20 protein-coding genes, 2 tRNA genes and 1 pseudogene are annotated in these 19,425 nt (G+C 49.1%); 19 read left to right on the forward strand and 4 right to left on the reverse strand.

The window, feature by feature from the left end; genetic code table 11:
* Positions 1–4: 4 nt before the first annotated feature.
* The 13 genes from HYT76_04665 (at position 5) to HYT76_04725 (ending at position 12,001) form a co-directional block, all read left to right on the forward strand.
* Positions 5–1,642 carry a tetratricopeptide repeat protein gene (locus HYT76_04665; protein ID MBI2082844.1) on the forward strand — a complete coding sequence of 546 codons (1,638 nt, stop codon included), beginning with the start codon at positions 5–7 and terminating at the stop codon, positions 1,640–1,642.
* Positions 1,605–2,375, forward strand: coding sequence for a DUF4292 domain-containing protein (locus tag HYT76_04670; GenBank protein ID MBI2082845.1), 771 nt, complete (start codon positions 1,605–1,607; stop codon positions 2,373–2,375). The genes HYT76_04665 and HYT76_04670 overlap by 38 nt, the downstream gene beginning before the upstream one ends.
* Positions 2,368–3,936 (forward strand): hypothetical protein, encoded by a 1,569-nt coding sequence (locus HYT76_04675; GenBank protein MBI2082846.1) that lies wholly within the window; start codon positions 2,368–2,370, stop codon positions 3,934–3,936. Before HYT76_04670 ends, HYT76_04675 begins: the two co-directional genes overlap by 8 nt.
* Complete coding sequence (locus tag HYT76_04680; GenBank protein ID MBI2082847.1) at positions 3,933–4,937, forward strand: ABC transporter permease; 1,005 nt, start codon at positions 3,933–3,935, stop codon at positions 4,935–4,937. Before HYT76_04675 ends, HYT76_04680 begins: the two co-directional genes overlap by 4 nt.
* Positions 4,934–5,779 carry an ABC transporter permease gene (locus tag HYT76_04685; protein MBI2082848.1) on the forward strand — a complete coding sequence of 282 codons (846 nt, stop codon included), beginning with the start codon at positions 4,934–4,936 and terminating at the stop codon, positions 5,777–5,779. The genes HYT76_04680 and HYT76_04685 overlap by 4 nt, the downstream gene beginning before the upstream one ends.
* Positions 5,779–6,570 (forward strand): ABC transporter ATP-binding protein, encoded by a 792-nt coding sequence (locus tag HYT76_04690; protein ID MBI2082849.1) that lies wholly within the window; start codon positions 5,779–5,781, stop codon positions 6,568–6,570. The genes HYT76_04685 and HYT76_04690 overlap by 1 nt, the downstream gene beginning before the upstream one ends.
* Positions 6,548–7,531 (forward strand): dipeptide ABC transporter ATP-binding protein, encoded by a 984-nt coding sequence (locus HYT76_04695; protein ID MBI2082850.1) that lies wholly within the window; start codon positions 6,548–6,550, stop codon positions 7,529–7,531. The genes HYT76_04690 and HYT76_04695 overlap by 23 nt, the downstream gene beginning before the upstream one ends.
* A gap of 2 nt (positions 7,532–7,533) precedes the next feature.
* Positions 7,534–8,037: a hypothetical protein gene (locus tag HYT76_04700; GenBank protein ID MBI2082851.1), complete on the forward strand. Its 504-nt coding sequence runs from the start codon at positions 7,534–7,536 to the stop codon at positions 8,035–8,037.
* A gap of 34 nt (positions 8,038–8,071) precedes the next feature.
* Positions 8,072–8,677 (forward strand): hypothetical protein, encoded by a 606-nt coding sequence (locus tag HYT76_04705; protein MBI2082852.1) that lies wholly within the window; start codon positions 8,072–8,074, stop codon positions 8,675–8,677.
* Between the two features lies 1 nt (position 8,678).
* Positions 8,679–10,004: a hypothetical protein gene (locus HYT76_04710; protein MBI2082853.1), complete on the forward strand. Its 1,326-nt coding sequence runs from the start codon at positions 8,679–8,681 to the stop codon at positions 10,002–10,004.
* Between the two features lie 5 nt (positions 10,005–10,009).
* Complete coding sequence (locus HYT76_04715) at positions 10,010–11,125, forward strand: flavodoxin-dependent (E)-4-hydroxy-3-methylbut-2-enyl-diphosphate synthase (protein MBI2082854.1); 1,116 nt, start codon at positions 10,010–10,012, stop codon at positions 11,123–11,125.
* Positions 11,126–11,193: 68 nt separating this feature from the next.
* On the forward strand, positions 11,194–11,505 hold the full coding sequence (locus tag HYT76_04720; protein ID MBI2082855.1) for an AbrB/MazE/SpoVT family DNA-binding domain-containing protein: 312 nt from the start codon (positions 11,194–11,196) through the stop codon (positions 11,503–11,505).
* A complete protein-coding gene (locus tag HYT76_04725; protein MBI2082856.1) occupies positions 11,480–12,001 on the forward strand; it encodes a hypothetical protein in 522 nt (173 codons plus the stop codon). Before HYT76_04720 ends, HYT76_04725 begins: the two co-directional genes overlap by 26 nt.
* Before the next feature lie 4 nt (positions 12,002–12,005).
* Here HYT76_04725 and HYT76_04730 read toward each other — a convergent pair whose 3' ends face one another.
* Positions 12,006–13,388, reverse strand: a complete 1,383-nt coding sequence (locus HYT76_04730) for a TldD/PmbA family protein (protein MBI2082857.1) — start codon at positions 13,386–13,388, stop codon at positions 12,006–12,008.
* A gap of 79 nt (positions 13,389–13,467) precedes the next feature.
* Here HYT76_04730 and HYT76_04735 point away from each other — a divergent pair, with 79 nt between their 5' ends.
* Positions 13,468–14,295, forward strand: coding sequence for a hypothetical protein (locus HYT76_04735; GenBank protein MBI2082858.1), 828 nt, complete (start codon positions 13,468–13,470; stop codon positions 14,293–14,295).
* Between the two features lie 7 nt (positions 14,296–14,302).
* Here HYT76_04735 and HYT76_04740 read toward each other — a convergent pair.
* Positions 14,303–14,391 (reverse strand) — tRNA-Leu (locus HYT76_04740).
* Positions 14,392–14,467: 76 nt separating this feature from the next.
* On the reverse strand, positions 14,468–14,839 hold the full coding sequence (locus HYT76_04745) for a response regulator (GenBank protein MBI2082859.1): 372 nt from the start codon (positions 14,837–14,839) through the stop codon (positions 14,468–14,470).
* Positions 14,840–14,959: 120 nt separating this feature from the next.
* Between HYT76_04745 and HYT76_04750 the strand changes: the two genes are divergently transcribed.
* Positions 14,960–15,031, forward strand: a tRNA-Cys gene (locus HYT76_04750).
* Positions 15,032–15,178: 147 nt separating this feature from the next.
* Here the strand turns inward: HYT76_04750 and HYT76_04755 are convergent.
* A pseudogene (locus HYT76_04755) lies at positions 15,179–16,078 on the reverse strand (MBL fold metallo-hydrolase).
* Between HYT76_04755 and HYT76_04760 the strand changes: the two are divergent.
* The 4 genes from HYT76_04760 (at position 15,993) to HYT76_04775 (ending at position 19,423) form a co-directional block, all read left to right on the forward strand.
* A complete protein-coding gene (locus HYT76_04760) occupies positions 15,993–16,688 on the forward strand; it encodes a hypothetical protein (protein MBI2082860.1) in 696 nt (231 codons plus the stop codon). The pseudogene HYT76_04755 and the gene HYT76_04760 sit on opposite strands and share 86 nt — an antisense overlap.
* Entirely contained in the window at positions 16,685–17,767 is a 1,083-nt protein-coding gene (locus HYT76_04765) for a lamin tail domain-containing protein (GenBank protein ID MBI2082861.1), read from the forward strand. The genes HYT76_04760 and HYT76_04765 overlap by 4 nt, the downstream gene beginning before the upstream one ends.
* A 3-nt stretch (positions 17,768–17,770) precedes the next feature.
* Complete coding sequence (locus HYT76_04770; GenBank protein MBI2082862.1) at positions 17,771–17,980, forward strand: hypothetical protein; 210 nt, start codon at positions 17,771–17,773, stop codon at positions 17,978–17,980.
* A 147-nt stretch (positions 17,981–18,127) separates the two neighbouring features.
* Complete coding sequence (locus HYT76_04775; GenBank protein ID MBI2082863.1) at positions 18,128–19,423, forward strand: NHL repeat-containing protein; 1,296 nt, start codon at positions 18,128–18,130, stop codon at positions 19,421–19,423.
* Positions 19,424–19,425: the final 2 nt, after the last annotated feature.

Below are 19,425 nucleotides of genomic sequence, written 5' to 3' on the forward strand. Positions count from 1 at the left end.
GCATTTGAGATACGATACTTCCGTGATCTGGTTTATTTTATTTTTTATTTTTTCAGGTTGTGCCGCGAACCGGATAGCGGTGCGTCCCCCGGAGAGACCGGTAGAACAGCAGCTCGCCTTTGACTATCTTGTTTTTCAAATGGAACTCTATCAATCCCACCCGGACGAGGCGCTTTCACGGCTGAACCGGATCCTCGAAAAGCAAACAGAGAGCCCCCACCTCTGGACAAAGCGCGCCCTCTTGAAGGCGGCCCTGAATGATCTGGAGGGGGCCAAGGCTGATATCCAAAAGGCGCTGGAGCTAAAACCAGACGATGTCGATACGCTGGTATTGTTCGGGCAGATTGAACAGGGGTTGGGAAAGATTTCCGAAGCGGAAGTGATTTATGAAAAGGCGTACAAACTCCGTCCCGACTATGAGGAGATTCTTCAACTCCTGGTTGGTGTTTATCTCAGTCAAAAAAATAACACGGCGGCGATTGCGCTTCTCGATGCCTGGAGTCGTGAGCATCCCGAAGAGCTCGAGCCTCTCTATTATCTCGCCTCTCTCTATCAAAACCGTCTGAAGGATTCGAAGAAGGCGATCGCAACCTATCGAAGGATTCTTCGCCAGTCCCCGAATGATATCCGAGCCCTTTCCAGCCTTGCGGCTGTTTATCTGGAATCGGATCGGGAAAAAGAGGCCTTTCAGATCTTCAAGACGATCCGGGAGGCAGCGCCGACCGATCTGAATGTCGCCCTGAAGATCGCCCTTATTTATTACGAAGCGAAGAAATATGAAGAGGCGATCAAGACTTTTCGGGAGGTCCTTGTCTTAAATCCCAATCTGGATCGTGTGATCTACTATCTCGGCGTCATTTTGGAGAATGTAAAACAGGATGAAGCGGCGATGGCTGAATTTTCGAAGATAACACCTGCCTCTTCGTTTTTTAAGGATTCCAGGATTCATATGGCTTACCTGCTCCAGCGGGCGAAAAAGGATCCTGAGGCGATTCAGCTTCTCAAAGAAGCGATCCCTTTGAAACCAGAGGAGTCGGCATTTTATGAATATCTTGCAGAGATTTATGGTCGTCAAAACCGATTCAAAGAGGCGGTCGCTATCCTGAAGGAAGGACTTCGTCGTGTCGAGAACAAGGAATCGATCCATTATAGTTTAGGACTTCTTTACGACCGTGCCGGAAAATATCAGGAAGGGATCAAGGCGATGCGGCAGGTGCTGAAACTGAATCCGAATAATGCGAATGCGATGAATTATATCGGCTATATCTATGCGGATCAGGATCTGAGAGATAAACTCGATGAGGCGCTGATTTTGATTCAAAAAGCCCTGCTCCTCAAACCGGATGATGGATTTATCACTGATAGTCTGGGTTGGGTCTATTATCGCAAGGGGGATCTGGATCAGGCGTACCTTTATATCCGGAAGGCGTATGACCTTTCTCCGAAGGAACCGACCATTACGGAGCATCTGGGTGATATTTTTTGGGCAAAGCAAGATCGGGAAAAGGCGCTTCAGTATTTTGAAGAATCTCTTGAGATTTTGGAAGAGAAGGTTAATGAATCTACAGGAACACAGAAAGATATTGAGAGGGTGAAGGGGAAGATTGAAAAGCTTAAAGGAACCTTTTCTAACAGTCGTTAAGATTATCCTTGTCTTTGTCCTTTTCTCGTCCTGCGCCACAGGGCCGAAGTATTCCCAGATTTCTCTTTCGAGTCTCAAAGGGCAGGTGGTTCGGTCCCTTCAAGATCGTGAGAAAATAGGAAAAAGTTTGAGAGGGAGCGCCTCTTTTCGGTGGAGCGGTCAGAAGCAAGCAGAGATCCTCCTTCTGGTCAAACGCCCGCTCGATTTTCGTTTCGACGTTGTTTCTGATTTTGGTTATTACCTCCAGCAGGCTGTTTCCCTCTCCGGTCTTTTTACCGTGATCTGGTATGAGGAAAATCGTTATTTCCGGGGTGTGGGGACGTCCGAACAGGTGGGGAGATATCTTTCTATCAAGCTGACCCCTCGTGAAGTGGTCAGTTTCCTGCTTGGCTCTCCTCCGATTGAGGAAGAGGAAAATTATGAACTCTTTCCTCTGCGGAAGAGGGATTATTTTATTTTGAGGGGGGAGAGGAGCGAGATAACCGTCCGGAAAATGGGGACCGAATATCTTCCTGTCAAATACCGTGCCCTCGATATCGGTGGAGAGGCGCTCTATTCGATCGAATATGATGACTATTCTGAAGATTCCCTTTTTCCTTATCGGATTCGAGGACGGTTTCGAGGGAAACGGATTGAAATTGCCTTCGAAGAGGTTGAATTGAATCCTTCCTTGCCTCGCGATCTGTTTGAAATTGAAATTCCCGAGGGAGCCGATCGTATCTACGATGATTAGGATTTTAGTATTCCTTTTTCTTTTTGTTGGGTGTTCGTATCAGGTTCCGAAGGATCCTGAGACACTGGTTTGGCAATTAGGGGCTGAGCCGGACACCTTGAATCCAATTACAGGGACCGATGTTTATACCTCTCGCATTGATGGTTTTGTCTTTGATTCCCTGATTGAGCGAGACAATGAAACGCTCGATTGGAAGCCGAAGATGGCGACCGCTTGGGAGATCTCGGCAGATCGGAAACGGCTCACGTTTACCTTGAGAGAAGGGATTCGGTGGCATGACGGGCATCCCTTTACGGTCGACGATATTCTCTATTCTTTTGATCGGGTCATGGATCCGAAGGTCGATACGCCTCACCTGCGCGTCTATTACCAGGATATTGAGAAGGTAGAGAAAGTTGATGAGCGTACCGTGAGGTTTACCATGAAGCGACCTTACTTCATGGCACTTACCTTCTGCGGAGGGATTCCGCTGGTGCCGAAACATTTATACGAGTCAGGTGACGATTTTAACAGTCATCCCTTGAATAGGGCACCCGTCGGCATAGGCCCGTACCGGTTTGTCAAATGGGAGACCGGTAAGCAGATTATTATCGAAAGGAATGAAGATTATTGGGGGAAAAAGCCGGAGATCAAAAGGATCCGGTTCGAATTTATCACAGATGATACCGTGGCGCTGCAGGTGTTGAAGAAAGGGGGGCTCGACTTTTCAGGGTTGAGACCGATTCAATGGGTGCGCCAGACAGGTTCTAAAAATTTCCTGGAGAGGTTTCAGAAGTACCAATTTTATACCCCCTCCTACAGTTATATCGGGTGGAATATGAGACGTCCCTTTTTTTCTGATGTTCGTGTTCGACGCGCGATGACAATGCTCGTCAATCGCGGGCAGATTCTCCAAAAACTTAATTTTGGACTGGGGACAGAAGTGACGGGGCCGTTTTATTTTCTTTCGAAGGATCATAATCCCGAGATCAAACCTCTTCCGTATAATAAGGAAGAGGCGAGGCGTCTTTTGAAAGAGGCAGGTTGGGAAGATCATGATGGAGACGGGGTGCTGGATCAAAACGGTCTCTCATTTCACTTCGAATTTCTTCTTCCATCGGGGGCCCGTTTTTCAGAAAGGCTTGCTGATATTCTAAAGGAGGATCTGAAGGAGGTCGGTATTGAAATGACGATCCGAAAACTGGAGTGGGCCCTTTTTACCCAATACCTCTCTGAACGGAATTTCGATGTGGTGATCCTCGGCTGGAGTCTCAGTCTGGAACAGGATCCGTATCAGCTCTGGCATTCGTCTCAAACAGAAAAAGGATCGAACATTGCCGGATTTTCAGATCCGGAGGCCGATCGGATCATTGAAGAGGGGAGAGGGGAGTTTGATCGTGAGAAGAGGGCTCTTTCTTATCGACGCCTTCATCAGATCATCTATGAGGCCCAACCGTATACCTTTCTCTACACGATGCCGAATCTTGTCGCCCTCCATCGACGGTTTGAGAATGTGAAAGTTTATCCCGGTGGGATGGATCCTCTCGAGTGGAAGGTTGTTAGGGAGATGATGCCTCAATGACATCCTATATTATTAAACGACTTTTTTTGATTCTCCCGACCTTTATCGGGATCACACTGATGACTTTTTTGATGATTCAGTTGGCTCCTGGGAACCCGATCTCACTCAAGATTCAGCAACTGGGGGGGGGCGTTCGAGCCGAATCGGTCTCGCCAGAGGTTATTGAGCAGACCAAAAAACTTTATGGGCTCGATCGGCCACTTCATATTCAATACCTTCTTTGGCTCAAGCGATTGGTCACCCTCGATTTTGGTACCTCCTACAAAGATCATCGTCCTGTCCTCAAAAAAATCTCCGAGGCACTCCCCGTGACGCTTCTTTTGAACATCATCTCCATTTTTCTGATCTATCTGATCTCGATCCCGATTGGGGTCTTCTCTGCTGTTGCCAGAAAAAGTTGGGTCGATCGATTCCTGACCCTCACCCTCTTTTTTCTTTACTCCCTCCCTTCCTTCTGGGTTGCGATGTTGCTCATTATTTATTTGGGGGGAGGGGAACATCTGAATATTTTCCCGATCGTCGGGATTATTTCCGCGGGATTTGGAGAACTCCCTTTCTGGGGAAAGATGGGAAACCTTCTCTGGCACCTTATTCTTCCGGTGACGGTGCTGACCTATGGGGGGTTTGCCTTTCTCTCGAGACTGTCGCGGGCCCAATTGCTTGAGGTGATTCGCCAGGACTTTATCCGGACGGCACGGGCCAAGGGGCTCTCTGAAAAGGTTGTTCTTTATAAACATGCCTTAAGAAATTCATTAATCCCTCTGATAACGTTGATGGGAACACTTTTGCCGGCGATGATTGGCGGGAGTGTCATTGTCGAACAGATTTTTTCGATCCCCGGCATGGGGAGACTCGGGTTTGAGGCGGTCTTGTCACGCGACTATCCGACCGTGATGGCGATAGCGACGATCGAGGCTGTGCTGACGCTGGTCGGGATGCTGATCTCGGATCTCTTGTATGTGATGGTCGATCCACGCATCAGCTTCGAGGGGATACGATGAGGGAATCCTACTGGCATCTCGTCTGGAGACAATTTCATCTGAACCGCTTGGCGATGTTCGGCCTTTTTTTCGTCCTGTTTCTCTTTGGCGTTGCCTTATTAGCCCCTTGGATCTCCCCTTATTCACCGACCGCTTACGATCTCGATGCGATATTGCTTCCCCCCTCCTGGGACCATCCTTTTGGGACCGATGAGGAGGGGAGGGATCTGCTTTCACGTTTGATTTTTGGCTCAAGAATCTCTCTTTCGGTCGGATTGATCGCGGTTGTCCTGTATGTCTCCATAGGGATCATCCTTGGGGCGATTGCTGGATACTACGGGGGCTTGATTGATTCCATCATCTCTCGCGCGATCGAGATCATGATCTGTTTCCCGACGTTTTTCCTGATCCTGGCGGTTTTGGCCTTTGTCGGACCTTCGCTTTACAATATTATGGTTGTGATCGGTCTCACGAGTTGGCCTGGCATTGCCCGATTGGTTCGCGGGGAGTTTCTCAAGTTACGATCCCAGGATTTTGTGACTTCCGGTCGGGTGATCGGGGCCTCTGTCCCGCGGCTAATTTTCCGGCACATTTTGCCGAACAGCCTCGCCCCCGTCCTCGTTTCAGCGACCTTTGGGGTGGCATCCGCTATTTTGGTCGAGTCGGGACTCTCTTTTTTGGGATTTGGTGTCCAGCCTCCAACCCCCTCGTGGGGGGAGGCGCTTTCACAATCTCGGGATTTTATGGACATTGCCTGGTGGTTGGCCTTATTCCCAGGGCTCGCCATTTTTTTGACGATCACGGCGTATAATTTGGTGGGAGAGGGGTTGCGTGATGCGATTGATCCGAGGATGAAGGTGTAATGTTATTATCAGTCGAAAATCTGAAAACCCATTTCTTTACCTCTCAAGGCATCATGAAGGCGGTCGATGGGGTTTCCTTTTCTCTGGAAGAGGGGGGACGATTGGGGATTGTGGGGGAGTCGGGTTCCGGGAAATCAGTCACAGCCCTCTCAATCTTGAGGCTTGTTTCGTCACCGGGAAAAATTGTCGGTGGCAAAATCGTTTTTGAGGGGCGGGACCTTTTGACAATGAGCGAGGAGGGGATACGAGAGGTCAGGGGAGGAAAGATCGCAATGGTCTTTCAGGAACCAAGCACCTCGCTGAATCCTGTTTTTACGATTGGGAATCAGATTGAGGAGGTGCTTCAACTCCATCAACCGGAGCTTTCCAGGCAAAAGAGGGGGGAAAAGGTTGTGGAGTCTCTCGATCTCGTGAAAATCGCCGATCCGAAACGGGTTGCGAAGAGTTATCCGCATGAGCTTTCCGGCGGGATGAAACAGCGGGCGATGATTGCGATGGCGCTTTCCTGTCGACCTCGTCTTTTGATTGCCGATGAGCCAACGACCGCCCTGGATGTGACGGTCCAGGCGCAGGTCTTGGAGCTCCTGAATGAGCTTCAATCCTCCCTCGGGATGGCGCTTATTTTGATTACTCATGATCTGGGGATTGTTGCTGAATCAGTGGATCAGGTTGTCGTGATGAAGGAAGGGGTTGTTGTTGAATCCGGAAAGACAGAGAGGATTGTCGGAAAACCGGAACACCCCTACACCAAACATCTCATGGAGATCTATGACCGATTTGATCGCTGCTGAAAATCTGATCAAGCGATTTCCGATTCGGAAAGGCTTTTTGGGACGTTCCCGAGACTTCGTTCAGGCGGTACGGGGCGTGAATCTCTACGTTAAAAAAGGAGAAACGCTTGGGCTTGTGGGAGAGTCGGGTTGCGGCAAGACGACGTTAGGACGAATATTGGTACGACTGATAGAGCCTGATGAGGGGAGGGTCTTGTTTGAAGAGACAGAGGTGACCCGTTGCCGAGGGGGCGCGTTGAAGTCGTTTCGTCAGCGGATTCAGATGATCTTTCAGGACCCCTATTCTTCGTTGAATCCACGGATGTCGGTCGGAGAAATTATTGCGGAGCCTCTGCTGATTCACCGTAAGATCAAAAGAAAAGAGAAGCAGGAGAAGGTCTCAGAGCTTTTGAAAAGCGTCGGTCTCTCTCCCGAGGCCTATCATCGGTATCCCCATGAGTTTTCAGGGGGGCAAAGACAGCGGGTCGGTATCGCGAGGGCGATCGCCCTTTTGCCGGATTTGATTGTCGCCGATGAGCCTGTCTCTTCTCTCGATATTTCCATTGCTGCCCAGATCCTCGATCTCTTGCGGGACCTCCAGAAGAAATTCAAGATGAGCTATCTTTTTATTGCGCATGACTTGAGAATGGTCAAATATATGAGCGATCGTATGGCGGTAATGTACTTGGGAAAGATTGTGGAAATGGCACCCAAAAGCGGGTTTGAGACACCTCTGCATCCTTATACGCAGGCCCTTGTTGAGGCGGTGCCTGTCTTGGATCCAAAATCGAGAAGGAAAAAAATCTTTCTCTCAGGAGAGGTTCCCTCTCCGATCAATCCGCCAACAGGATGCGCCTTTCATCCACGATGTCCTTATGCGGAGGATCGATGTCGGAGGGAAGAGCCGGAGCTTAAGGAATGGCGGCCCTCTCATTGGGCGGCGTGTCACTTTGTTGACAAAATTGGAGGTGCAGGATGTTGATAATGGCCCATCTGCTTCGTTGCTTGCTTCAGCCACTCCTTTTTCTTGTCTGTTTTCCACTGTTAATTGTGGGCTGTGCCGGAAAGAAACTGGAGACGATTGAAAGTCGCGCCGGGAATTTCATCCTGGGGCATGGGTTTTCGATCGATGCCCATTATGATAAAAAGCTCGATTCATTGGTCCCCAGTTATAAACTCCTGACCGTTGCGATACGCAATACGTCGCTTACCGTGATCCAGATGAACAATGAAAAGGATCAATGGGTTTTGATCGATAAAAGCGGGAAAAGGCATAAGGCTATCAATAGCTTAAGAAAAAAGGATGCCAAACGTTGGAAAAAGCTTCCTGAAGAAGTTCAACAACTTGTCGACTATCCGGAGTCTGTCCCGATTAACTACACGGCGACTTTTAATCTCTTCTTTCCAAAAAGGGTCGATCTGGAGAAGTTCGAGGAGGTGCACTACAAAAATGTCGCCTTCCACAGACTTTTTAAAATCTACAAGTGAAATGAAATTCCATTTGTGTTATCTTCCCCAAACTATGTCGTTTAGAAAACTCTTCCTCATTGTTGCCCTTTTCCTGATTTTCCCCTTTTCTTCCCATTCTTTTCTGGTTTTGAGATTGAATCTCGAACAACTGACCTCTCTCTCGGATCGGATCTTTGTCGGGCGCTGTCTCGAGGTAAAACCGGCCAAGGACAAGGGAGGGCGGCTCGTTCAATACGTGACCTACGAGGTTACGGAAACACTCAAAGGGGCCCCTGAAGAGAGGATTACCTTCAAGCAGATTCGGTTAGGGGAGGGGGGAGAGAGGGGAGATTTCACGACAACGACCGCGTTTAGTGATCTTCCAAATTACGAAGTGGGAGAGGAGAATGTCATCTTCTTGAGCGGAGAGAGCGATATTGGCCTGACAGCACCGGTCGGACTTCTTCAGGGCAAGTTTCAAATTGTCACGAATGCGAAAGGGGAAAAGAGGGTCGTCAATGGTTTGGGAAATAAGGGACTCTTTCTGGGGCTTTCGAAAAGCCCGCGAGTCAAGGCGCTGACCCTCTCGACTCGTGAGAGAAAGATGATGGAGTCTGCCTCTTCGACCCCGTCCCTTCAGGATTTTGTTTCGCTCGTTAAAAAACTGGTTACCGATTAACATGAGTTATCAAAAGCTTCTTCTTTTCTTTCTGATCTTTTTTTGCCCCGTGGGGGTTCACGCCTATGGACCTCGTTCCGTGAGCGCCACAGGGAAGATCGTGAAATGGGAGCTGCCGGTTCGTCTGGATATTGAGTCTGATCTGAGTGTCAGGGACAAGGATGTGAGCGCCCTTCTCGATGCGGGGCTCAAGATGTGGTCTGATGTGAGTGAAGCGAGCCTTACCTACTCCAAACAGGATTTGGGGGTGGCTGTCGATGCGGATAATGTTTGTTGTTATCTTTATGATGGTTCGGCCTGTCCAAATGGTCCTCTGACCGACGGAAAGAATCCGATTGTGATCGACGACGATGGGGCTGTTGTCGCGAAGTTTTTTGGGACCTCAAATCGGTACACGACCCTGGGTTTTGCGGCGGTGATCAGTCACGATAAGGACACCGGCAAGGCGGTGAAGGGGGAGGCTGTGTTTAATGCCGCCTGTCTTTCGGGGGTTGCCCTGTCAGATTGTGGAGGCTTAAGTTTTTCGGATGATGATTTTACCTCATTCATTGTGCATGAGATCGGGCATTTCCTCGGGCTCAATCATGCCCAGGTCAATCTAGATGAGGCCGATGACACTGATACCTCGAACGACGACAAGATCACGACGATGCATCCCTTTTTTACGCCGGGAAACGGTGCCAACTTCAAAACGCCTGAGAAAGATGACAAGGTCGGTCTTGCGTTTCTCTATCCGGCGAGTAATTTTTCCTCATCCACCTTTACCATATCCGGGACGATTCATGACACCAATGGGACGACAGAATTTGCCTGTGCGAATGTGATTGCCCGAAATGCGGACACCTCCAAGTCAAGAGTCGATGCGGTCTCTTTTGTCTCCGGTCAGATGTGTGCTGACGGAGATTTTGACAAATCCTGTGATGGAAATTATGAGATCCATGGCCTTGATCCGGCGGCCTCTTATCTCGTGACCGTCGAGAAAATTAACAAAGACATCAAATCGGCATCCGGAATTCCCCCGTGCGAAGGGACCGGTTTTCAACCGGGTTTCACCACGCAAACGCGGTCGAGTTCAATCACAAGTACGGCAGGGACTGAGGCCAGCGGTGTTGATTTTACCCTCTCCGGGACGACTGGGAACGTCAATAGCCTGATCCTCTCCCCCCTTGACATTTCGGAGGAGGATGGGTCTGATGACTCGCTTTTTGAGGAGGCTGTTTTGGCGATTGAGGCGAAGAGTGTCTCGGATAGTTGCTCGACCACTTCCACTGTTGATAGTGGAGGATCCTCAAACTCGAGCGGTGGCTGTACGCTTTTCCCCCGATAAGATTTATGCGAACAAGCCGTGAAATCCTGATTGGCAAGTTGAGGCTCGGTGGACAAAACCGGATTGCCGTTCAGAGCATGTGTGCGACGCGCACACAGGATCGTGAAGCGACGCTCCGTCAAATTCGTCTTCTTGAAAAAGCTGGAGCCGACCTAATTCGTGTCGCGATTGATAGTGAAAAAGATGCGGAGGTTTTGAGGGAACTCTCTCAGGAGACGGATGTTCCGCTTTCGGTCGATTTGCAGGAAAATTATCGGTTGGCTGAAAAGATCGCTCCTTGTGTGCAGAAGATCCGTTACAATCCAGGCCATCTCCACCATCATGAAAAACAGAAGACGAGTCGGGACAAGGTCGCCTGGTTAGCCGAGCAGGCCTCAAAGAACCGGTGTGCGATTCGTATCGGTGTGAATTGTGGCTCTGTCGATCCGGTCTGGAAAGAACGATATCCCGACAACGAAACAGAGGCGCTTGTTTCCTCTGCGGTTGAGCATTGTCAATTTCTGGATGATTTGGGTTTTAAAAATTATCTGGTTTCCTTGAAAGATTCAGATCCGATGAAGGTGGTAGAGACGAATCGCCGCTTTCATGAGATGCGGCCGGATGTGCCGCTTCACCTGGGTGTGACCGAGGCAGGGCTTCCTCCCGAAGGGGTCATCAAGACGCGGATCGCCTTTGAGCGACTGATCTCTCAGGGGATTGGCGATACGGTCCGTGTCTCGCTGACGGTTCCGTTCGATCAAAAGGGGGACGAGATCCATGTGGCGCGAGAGATCCTTCGCGATATCGCAGAGGGACGGTTTCGTTCCGTCCCGGATTTTGGTGAGAAAAAATTGAACATCATCTCGTGTCCTTCCTGTTCACGTGTGGAGAACGAAAAGTTTGTCGAGCTCGCCATCGCCGTGAAGGAGATGAGCCGGTATGCGAAAGAGCATGCGGTCACGATCGCCGTCATGGGGTGCCGCGTGAATGGCCCCGGTGAAACCGATGATGCTGACTTAGGCCTCTGGTGCGCCCCGAATTTTGTGAATTTGAAAAAGAAGGAAGAACAGATTGGGACGTTTTCGTATGAAGAAATCCTGCCTCGACTCAAGCAGGAACTTGATCAGTTAATTCAGAAATAAGACTAAAAATAACAAGCAGTTAAGAACGCCCTTGTTTTATTATGAAATTAATATATTATTAAATTAATATGGAATTAACGAAAATCAACCGGCATGGGCAGATCAGTATTCCGGCTGGAATGAGGAAAAAGCTGTCCCTTCATGCCGGAGACTTCATTCAAGTTGAAATTGATAATTCTTTGGCAAGACTTATTCTCGTCCCGGTTTCCGTTGTCCAAAAAAAGGGAGATCCCTTGAGGGAATATGAACGACGGGGCGTTGATTTAACCTTGCTTGAGCAAAATTTGAGTCGAACTCCTGAGGAGCGAGTGAAGAACCATCGACGCATGTGGGAATTGGTTCAGGAGGCGAGACGTGCCGGAATCAAGGACAAATCTTGAATTCAGGGAATTTCTCGAAGCCCTCCACCGGGAAAAGGTGGCCATGATTATTGTGGGGGGTTTTGCAGGGGTTCTTCATGGGTATTCCTATATTACCAATGATCTGGATATCTGCTATCAAAGAGATAAACAGAATTATAAGAATATGGTGAGGGCACTGCGTCCTTTTAAACCGCGGCTTCGAGGACCAAAGGGGGAGGGCATCCCGTTTCTCTTTGATGAAAAGACCATTCAGAACGGAATGAATTTTACCCTGACAACAGATGTGGGAGATATCGATCTCCTGGGCGAACTTTCTGGAATTGGCGGTTATGAGCAGCTGATTCAGGCCGTTAAGAAATCAGATTTATACGGTCTTGAATTGAACGTCATTTCGCTGGATGATTTGATTCGGGCCAAGAAGGCCGCAGGTCGAAGAAAAGACCTGCTTCATCTTGACGAACTCGAAGCCCTTAAATTGATGATAGAAAAGAATCTGATGCCGGATAAAGATTAGATTTTTATGTTGCTCCCCCAACAACAAGTTCCGGTATTCTGATCGTTGGCTGCGCATCCCCGACCGGCACCCCTTGATTGTCCTTTCCGCATGTTCCAATGCCAAATCCAAGATCGGAGCCGACCTTATCGATCGTCTCCAGGACCTTGGGACCATTGCCAGTCAGGACGGCGCCACGGACCGGGTCACCGATCTTTCCTTTTTCGATCAGGTATCCTTCATTAATTTCGAAGATGAAATCGCCGTTGACGGTATTGACCTGTCCCCCTCCCATTTTCTTGACGAAAAGCCCTCGTTCAGTCGATCGGAGGATTGAGTCCGGATTATCCGTCCCGGAGAGGATCATGGTATTGGTCATCCGACAGATCGGTTTAAACCGGTAGGATTCCCGACGGCCGTTTCCTGTGGGACGGGTTCCATCCTTCATCGCCATCTTACGGTCATACATATAATTTCTCAAAATCCCTCGATCGATCAAAAGGGTTCTCTCTGCCGGAACTCCCTCATCATCAAAAACAAAAGAGCCCCTTCTTTTCGAAAGGGTGGCATCATCAACGACGGAGATTTTTTCATCGGCAATTTTTTGGCCGATTTTTTTGTGATAGACTGAGAGACCTTCACTCGCCAGATCAGCCTCCAATCCATGTCCCACGGCCTCATGAATCATCGTTCCACCTGCCTCTGAGGAAATCACGACAGGCATCTGGCCCCCAGGGGCCCTTCGAGCTGAGAGCATCCGGACCGCCTGTTCACAGGCCTTTTTGGCGACTTTTGATGGTGGATTTTCATCGAAAAGCTCTAAGCCGATGAGACCACCAACCGGATGATAGCCGGTCTGGATCTGGCCATTCTGCCTGACAACAGACTGGACATAAAAAAGGGTATAGGTTCGATCGTCTTTGGCGATTTCACCGAGGGAATTGGCGATCTCAACCTTTTTTCTGATGTCGGCATAGAGGACCTTGACCTGACAGATACGAGAATCATAACTCCATGCCGTCTCTTCAGCTTCTCGCATCCAATCTCTTTTCTGCTCCAGGGAAAATCTTTCGGGTATTTTTTCAACTGAGAAATGGAATGGAGGGGAAACGGGATGAAGGGAAAACGATTGGTCAAACTTTTTCGCTGAAACCGCTTGAGAGATCGTTTCAGCGAGGTCGAGCAAAACTTTTTCCGAAAACTCGTTGGTAAACCCGTAAACTGTTTTTCCCTCCCAGAGGAGACGGATTCCGATGCCGCAATCGATTGAGGGATTGACCTTCTCAAGCTTTCTCTCTTCAGCGATCAGTTGAAGACTTTCTGTTTCTTCGAAGTAAATTTCCGCGAACTCTCCTCCCCGCTTGAGGGCCGCCTTTAAGATTTTCGGGAGGTTGAATTTTTCAATCATAGAGTTTTTATGAAGGAAATAGTGAAACCTGTCAAAGAATTTTCGTTGTTTTCTCTTCCTCCGATGATAGGAAGAAAAGATGTTTTTTATCTTTCTTGTCTTTTTTGTCTTTGGCCTTTTTCAGCCTGCTCATGCCTTCGATGTTGGCCCGGAACGGGATTATGAGCAGATGATCCAGGAGGTTTTCCAAACCCAGTTGGTCTATCCTCAGGAGGCGGGGGAATTTCAGTTTATCCTTCAGCCCGCTTTTTTTGAGGGGAGTGGTCGCGACCTTCTCCTGGCTCCGCTAAAGGTAGAGCTTGGATTAACAGACCATTGGCAGTTGGGATTTGGTTGGATCGCCTTCCAGAACCGAAAACCGACAGTGGGGTCGACGACATGGGGAATCGGGGATATTGAGATCAACACCAAATATTCGATCCTGAATATCGGCGCCTCTGATTTTCATATGGCGATTGGGGCGGCTATTGAGTTTCCGATTGCAAGTGTTCGACGCGACCTCTCGGATGGGTTCATTGAATATACCCCACAGCTGATGATGGCGTATGATTTGGCGAATCTCAACAACAGCCAGATTTTTTGGGAAAGCAATATCGATCTTGTTCAGCGGGTTCGAAAACACCGGAATCCTGTGAATGACGAACCGGGGGCCCATCAGATTAATATCAATGCCGGTTTCTTTATTCCTTTCTGGGAACTTCGCTTTGTGAATGAGATCAATTGGTCTTATAACGAGTGGAACAATAACGGTCGTGAAAATGCGCTCTATGACACACCGGGGATTGTTTGGGATCCGCCAAGTTCGCTGGAGATCGGTGTTGGTGTCCCATTGGGACTCACTCGAGATGCGGATAATATCCGTCTGATCGGGCTTTTGATTTTTGAATTAGGTGGGACTGAGTGGTAGATGAAAATGCCCGGGGACGGATTCGAACCGTCACGCCCCATTGCTGGAAGCTCAGGATTTTAAGTCCTGTGTGTCTACCGATTCCACCACCCGGGCTTGGCTTGTTGAAAAGTTAAGTTCTTTATACCAGTCCTGGTAAGCGACTCAAGATTATATTGGATTGCCGGAGTATTTAAGGAAGGAAAGAATGAATTTTCTTGAGAAGCTCGTTGGAATCAAACGGCTTTTTCAAGAAGGCCTGGGCCCCCTGTGCGATGAGTCGTTCCTCAAGCCCTATTTCCTGAAGGGCTGACATGACAATGACCGGAATTTTCTTGGTGAGCTCCCTCGCTCTTAAGGCATCGAGAACAGAGGAACCTGTTCCGACAGGCATCCGAATATCGAGGAGAATGAGATCAGGATTTTTTTTGTTTGCTGCCTCGATCGTTCTGACCCCTTCATAAGCCTCGATTGTTTGATACCCTTCCATCTCGAGTCGCTCTTTCAGAACATTGACGATATCATGATCATCATCGGCGATGAGGATCGTATATTTTTGATCCATTCGAGAATCCCCCCTGGAATCATTATGGCCCGATAAGGGAAGACAGTCAAATAATTTACCTTGTTATGAATGATTCTTGAATTGAGGCTGGAGGGATTGTATAGGAGTTCTTTAAACAGTGGCGCGGTAGCAAAGTGGTAATGCATCGGTCTGCAAAACCGATATACGGGGGTTCGATTCCCCCCCGCGCCTTTTTGATCTTTCTGATTTAATTTCGTAATGCTCCCCATCCGAGCGGATTTCAATATTGCCATCTTGGTCAGTTCGGAAAGTCTCGATGTCCCTTTTTTCAAGCCTATCGAGCACCTTAATAGCAGGGTGATGATAGGTATTCTCTCGGCCGACCGAGATGATCGCCGTTTCGGGGGCGACAGATTCCAGAAAGTCGTCTTGTGTGCTAGTGTCGCTTCCATGATGAGAGAGATGGAGGATGTCGATATCTCCTACGATCTCACCCAACTTCTTTTCGAGATTCTTGGTGGGGTAACCACCAGGGGAGCCACCGCCTGTCAGGTCTCCCGAGGTGAGATAGCGGAATTCTCCGTATTCGATAAGGAGTCCAATGCTCGCCTCATTCTCTTCGTCAGGGTTCAGATGGATTTTAGTCCCATCGAGATACTGACCATTGACCACTATAACCGTCGCTGTCGCTCCATGACCAAGTGAAAATATTTCCCCAGGAACAGCCACCCGTCGGCGATCGCCTACGATATCCAGATAGGAAAAGAAGAGGGGATGGTCCTGTGCGGTTGAATCTCCCCGGTCAATGATGGGGAGATCTGGGGTAAACTTCGCCAATATTTCGAGTATTCCCCCGATATGGTCTGTATCAAAGTGCGTGAGCAAGATGAGGTCGAGATTCGTAATTTCTTCCCTCGTGAGTTTTTCTAGAATTGGCTGACTACCTGAAAAAAGTGGACCGGTGTCAATCAGCAGGGTTGTCCCATCGGGTCCAATCACGAGTGTTCCATCCCCCTGGCCGACATCGATAGCGACAATGCGCAAGGGAGATCTCTCCGAGGGGAGACTCGCCTCTTCAGGGAGCTGGGATTCTGATTCAAACGGATCCTGAATCGGGACAACAGGTCCACAGGAAAGTAAACAAAGGATCAAGAGCAGCAGAAATCTCATTCCTATTGAATGAGCAAGCGGCATGCCAAACCGGGAGCTGTTTTTTTCGGCAATGAGCTTGTTGCAGGTCCGAATTTCGGACGGTGCCGTCCGGATTTCGGACACCATCCCGACTTTCGGGGCAAAAAAATCATTGCAGGCGCTGGCATCGTTTTTGCTTTCAGTTCAGACGATGCGGCGATTGTTTCTCATTGGTTTGTTATTTCTTATCCCCCTGAATGCCTTGCATGCCAGGGTTCCAGAGATTCATGAGGTTCAGCAAATGGCGCTCAGAGAATCCGGCTATGATCGGTTTGAACTCGACCAATGGAAACGGAGGGCGAAATGGTCGGCAGCCCTTCCGCGTCTCCAGGTCGGGATGGATCGTGACATCAAAGATGTCTTGAAATTGACCACGCGTGACAATGTTTCCGTAACCGATAGTCAGGTTTTTGTTGGTCCCGATGAAAATAACTTCGATCAGGATTTTCAGCAGGGGATTGGGGTCGAGGTCAAGGCGGTCTGGTATCTCAACGAGCTTCTTTTCAACCAGGATCAGATCGATGTGAGCCGGGAGAGACGAAGCTGGCTGGAAGACAGGACGCGCCTTTTGGAAAAAGTAACCCGCCTCTATTTTGCCTGGAAGAAAGAGCAGAGGAAAGAACTACGGGAGGAGCTGGCGGGGTATCTGGATGGTTTTACCAACGGCTGGTTTTCTGAGGAGGTCCGTGGGCAATGAGACGGATCTTTTTATTGCTGGTGCTCATTATTGGTTGTTACCAACTACCTGAAAGGCCAACTTCTCTTACGGAAAAACTCCCCCATGTCCTCTCCATTTTGCCCGAGGAGGCAGAGGTTCCCTCCTTGCAGGGTGAGTTTCTCCTGACAATTTCAGAGCCTTTGGATGAGTCGACCGCAACCCCCAACGCGGTATTCCTCCTGGAAGGAGAGGTTCCCTCCCCCGTTTTAGTAGACGCAAAGGAGTTGGTTCGCTCCCTTGAGAAAAATGAAATTGTATCGGTGCCTATTCAGATCGATTTGACGGATGAGGGGCAGACCATTTCTATTCAGGCAGAGGGTGAGTTGAAGTCGGAGACGCGTTACACCATCGTATTAACCCCACGTCTCCTTTCCAAGAGACGTCTCTCCCTCACCTATTTTAGCAAGAGATATAGTACGCTCCCCTCGGATGAATCCGATGTCGTCCTGACAGAAGGGGATGGTCCAATACCTCAGCCTTCCACCGGGGAAGGAGGAGTAGTCACTGAAGATCCCCCAGTTGAATCAGTTTCAGACGCCGTTTCGGAAGGCTTCGTTGTGATCAACGAGATCTTTTATGATGCGGTTGGCTCTGACACCGATGGTGTTGTCTTTGTCGAATTGTTTGGTACTGCGGGTCTTTCTCTTGGTCGACATCAGATCCTCTTCATGAATGGAGAGGATGGGGTGCAAAAAGATTCGATCACAATTCCGGAAGGTGCTGTGATCGGTCCTGATGGTTTTTATCTGATTGCCGATGCAAAAACCGGAAATCCTTCTGCAACACAAGTTGCCGAGGCAGACTTGATCGATGAATTTGATCCCCAAAATGGGCCGGATGCGGTTCAGCTGGTTAATCCTGATGGGATTCTATTGGATGTTGTTGGTTATGGGGAGGGGATAATGCAATCGGGGGAGAATAGTTTGGCGATGTATGAACTCTCTCCTACTCTCGATGTCCCAAGCGGGCATTCCATAGAGCGCGTTTCTCCGGGACAGGACACGGATAACAATGCGGCTGATTTTGTGGAGAGGGAAGTTCCGACGCCGGGGAGTTGAGTCATGTTTCGGAACTTGCATCCCAAGCAACGGGCAAAAATAGCCGATATGTTTCTTGATCTATCTAAAATTTTCTTTGCCTCACTGGTCATTGGGCCGTTCATCTCTTCGTCCCAGAACCAGGTCATTGTCCTTCTTGTGATTATTGGTGTGATGTGTTTTATTATAACATCGGCAATGGGAATCATTCTTTCAAGACCTGAGGAGGGGTAAAATGATTATATCTACAGCTGTTATGGCATTTGTCGCTATCCTGGCCGTTACGATAGTTTTGATTGACCATTATTCCCATAAACATCACAAGTAATATCCAAATTAAAATAGCAACAGGAATGGTTGGATTTCGATAAGAGAATTGTCATGGCCAATACAATTGATTGTTCTTGCAAAGGCACGGTCCCTTTTATTGCAGATGTTCAGTATCGACCCTTTGCGCATCTAGCAGGTCCGGTACAGGCTGTGTTTTCACTCCGTCAGCTTGTTATCGGAAATCATGATCGATTTGCCGTCCCTGGTCTTTGGCGCCCTGAGGTAGCGGCGTATTCTGCCGGCGGTTGCGGTTGTCCCTCAGAGGATCTCCCTGCTGGTGGTTCTGTACGGCCGATTTGGGATGGCGAGGTTCCGGTCACTTTTGATTCAGCACCGAATGCAGGCCATGCCGCGATGACCTGTGAAGATGATATTGATCTGAGCACTTTAAAAGCCTCTCTAAAATATCAAACGATCCCTGTCGGTGTTGAGGTGGATGCCCTGGCCTTTTTGCCAAATGGTAATCTCTTGGTCACCGACCCAAAGGGTTTTAAGGTTGATCGTTACGTTGAATCGATGAACGGTGGCTGGTTTGTGGCAGAGACCCTGGGAAAGCGGGGGACTGGGCTGGGTGAATTTGACGGGAAATTTGAACATGATGAGGTTCAGGGGGTTGCCTACGATCCTGCCCGCGAGATTATCTATGCCGTTGATCAGGGGAACTATCGCATCAATCGATTCAGGAAGAATGGGGATCCGTTAAGCCCTCTCTCCCTTGCTGCTTTAAATGCCTATAAACCGGCCTCAGCCCCTTTTGATGCCCCACAGGGGCTTACATTGGACCATGGCGGAAATCTTTACGTCTCATTTTTAGGATGGGGGAAGGTTTTGAAGATGAATCCGGAGGGGATGGTTGATGGTCTATTTGCAAAGGGAGCAGAGACTCAACCCGCGCTTCTTAAGGAACCGGAGTCCCTTGCCTTGAGCCCTGATGGGAGGAGGCTCTTTGTTGCGAATGAAAAGAGGGGACGCATTGAGGTCGTCGATTCAACAACAGGCCAGATTATGGGAACAGTTGGCGAAGGGGTTTTCCAGGCCAGTGTCGAAGGGCTTCAGGTTCGAGGAAAATATCTCTACGCAGTGGATGAAGGGTTTGAGGATGTGACAGAAGGAAAGGGAGTCCAACCGCGGAGCCGCATTGTTATTTTTGATATTTCTAATCCTGAAAATCCTGGACGAACCCCATTGATCGGATCGTTTGGGAGCTACGGTTCGGGGGCAGGTCAGTTCAAAAGCCCCGATGGACTTGCGATCAGCGCCGATGGGAAGCGACTCGCCGTTGCCGATCAAGGCAACAGACGGGTCATCGTCTTCGACCTCACAGAACTCCAACAGATCATCGAATAGAT

The sequence above is a fragment of the Deltaproteobacteria bacterium genome, assembly GCA_016180845.1.
Taxonomy (GTDB): Bacteria; UBA10199; UBA10199; order JACPAL01; family JACPAL01; genus JACPAK01.

What these genes read in the sequence shown, in the direction of transcription:
- HYT76_04700 (MBI2082851.1), top strand. Translation starts at nt 7,534, where the DNA reads ATGGCCCATCTGCTTCGTTGCTTGCTTCAGCCACTCCTTTTTCTTGTC.
- HYT76_04680 (MBI2082847.1), top strand. Translation starts at nt 3,933, where the DNA reads ATGACATCCTATATTATTAAACGACTTTTTTTGATTCTCCCGACCTTT.
- HYT76_04720 (MBI2082855.1), top strand. Translation starts at nt 11,194, where the DNA reads ATGGAATTAACGAAAATCAACCGGCATGGGCAGATCAGTATTCCGGCT.
- HYT76_04765 (MBI2082861.1), top strand. Translation starts at nt 16,685, where the DNA reads ATGAGACGGATCTTTTTATTGCTGGTGCTCATTATTGGTTGTTACCAA.
- HYT76_04735 (MBI2082858.1), top strand. Translation starts at nt 13,468, where the DNA reads ATGTTTTTTATCTTTCTTGTCTTTTTTGTCTTTGGCCTTTTTCAGCCT.
- HYT76_04745 (MBI2082859.1), bottom strand. Translation starts at nt 14,839, where the DNA reads ATGGATCAAAAATATACGATCCTCATCGCCGATGATGATCATGATATC.
- HYT76_04770 (MBI2082862.1), top strand. Translation starts at nt 17,771, where the DNA reads ATGTTTCGGAACTTGCATCCCAAGCAACGGGCAAAAATAGCCGATATG.
- HYT76_04710 (MBI2082853.1), top strand. Translation starts at nt 8,679, where the DNA reads ATGAGTTATCAAAAGCTTCTTCTTTTCTTTCTGATCTTTTTTTGCCCC.
- HYT76_04675 (MBI2082846.1), top strand. Translation starts at nt 2,368, where the DNA reads ATGATTAGGATTTTAGTATTCCTTTTTCTTTTTGTTGGGTGTTCGTAT.
- HYT76_04690 (MBI2082849.1), top strand. Translation starts at nt 5,779, where the DNA reads ATGTTATTATCAGTCGAAAATCTGAAAACCCATTTCTTTACCTCTCAA.
- HYT76_04705 (MBI2082852.1), top strand. Translation starts at nt 8,072, where the DNA reads ATGTCGTTTAGAAAACTCTTCCTCATTGTTGCCCTTTTCCTGATTTTC.
- HYT76_04775 (MBI2082863.1), top strand. Translation starts at nt 18,128, where the DNA reads ATGGCCAATACAATTGATTGTTCTTGCAAAGGCACGGTCCCTTTTATT.
- HYT76_04730 (MBI2082857.1), bottom strand. Translation starts at nt 13,388, where the DNA reads ATGATTGAAAAATTCAACCTCCCGAAAATCTTAAAGGCGGCCCTCAAG.
- HYT76_04760 (MBI2082860.1), top strand. Translation starts at nt 15,993, where the DNA reads ATGCCAAACCGGGAGCTGTTTTTTTCGGCAATGAGCTTGTTGCAGGTC.
- HYT76_04695 (MBI2082850.1), top strand. Translation starts at nt 6,548, where the DNA reads ATGACCGATTTGATCGCTGCTGAAAATCTGATCAAGCGATTTCCGATT.
- HYT76_04715 (MBI2082854.1), top strand. Translation starts at nt 10,010, where the DNA reads ATGCGAACAAGCCGTGAAATCCTGATTGGCAAGTTGAGGCTCGGTGGA.
- HYT76_04685 (MBI2082848.1), top strand. Translation starts at nt 4,934, where the DNA reads ATGAGGGAATCCTACTGGCATCTCGTCTGGAGACAATTTCATCTGAAC.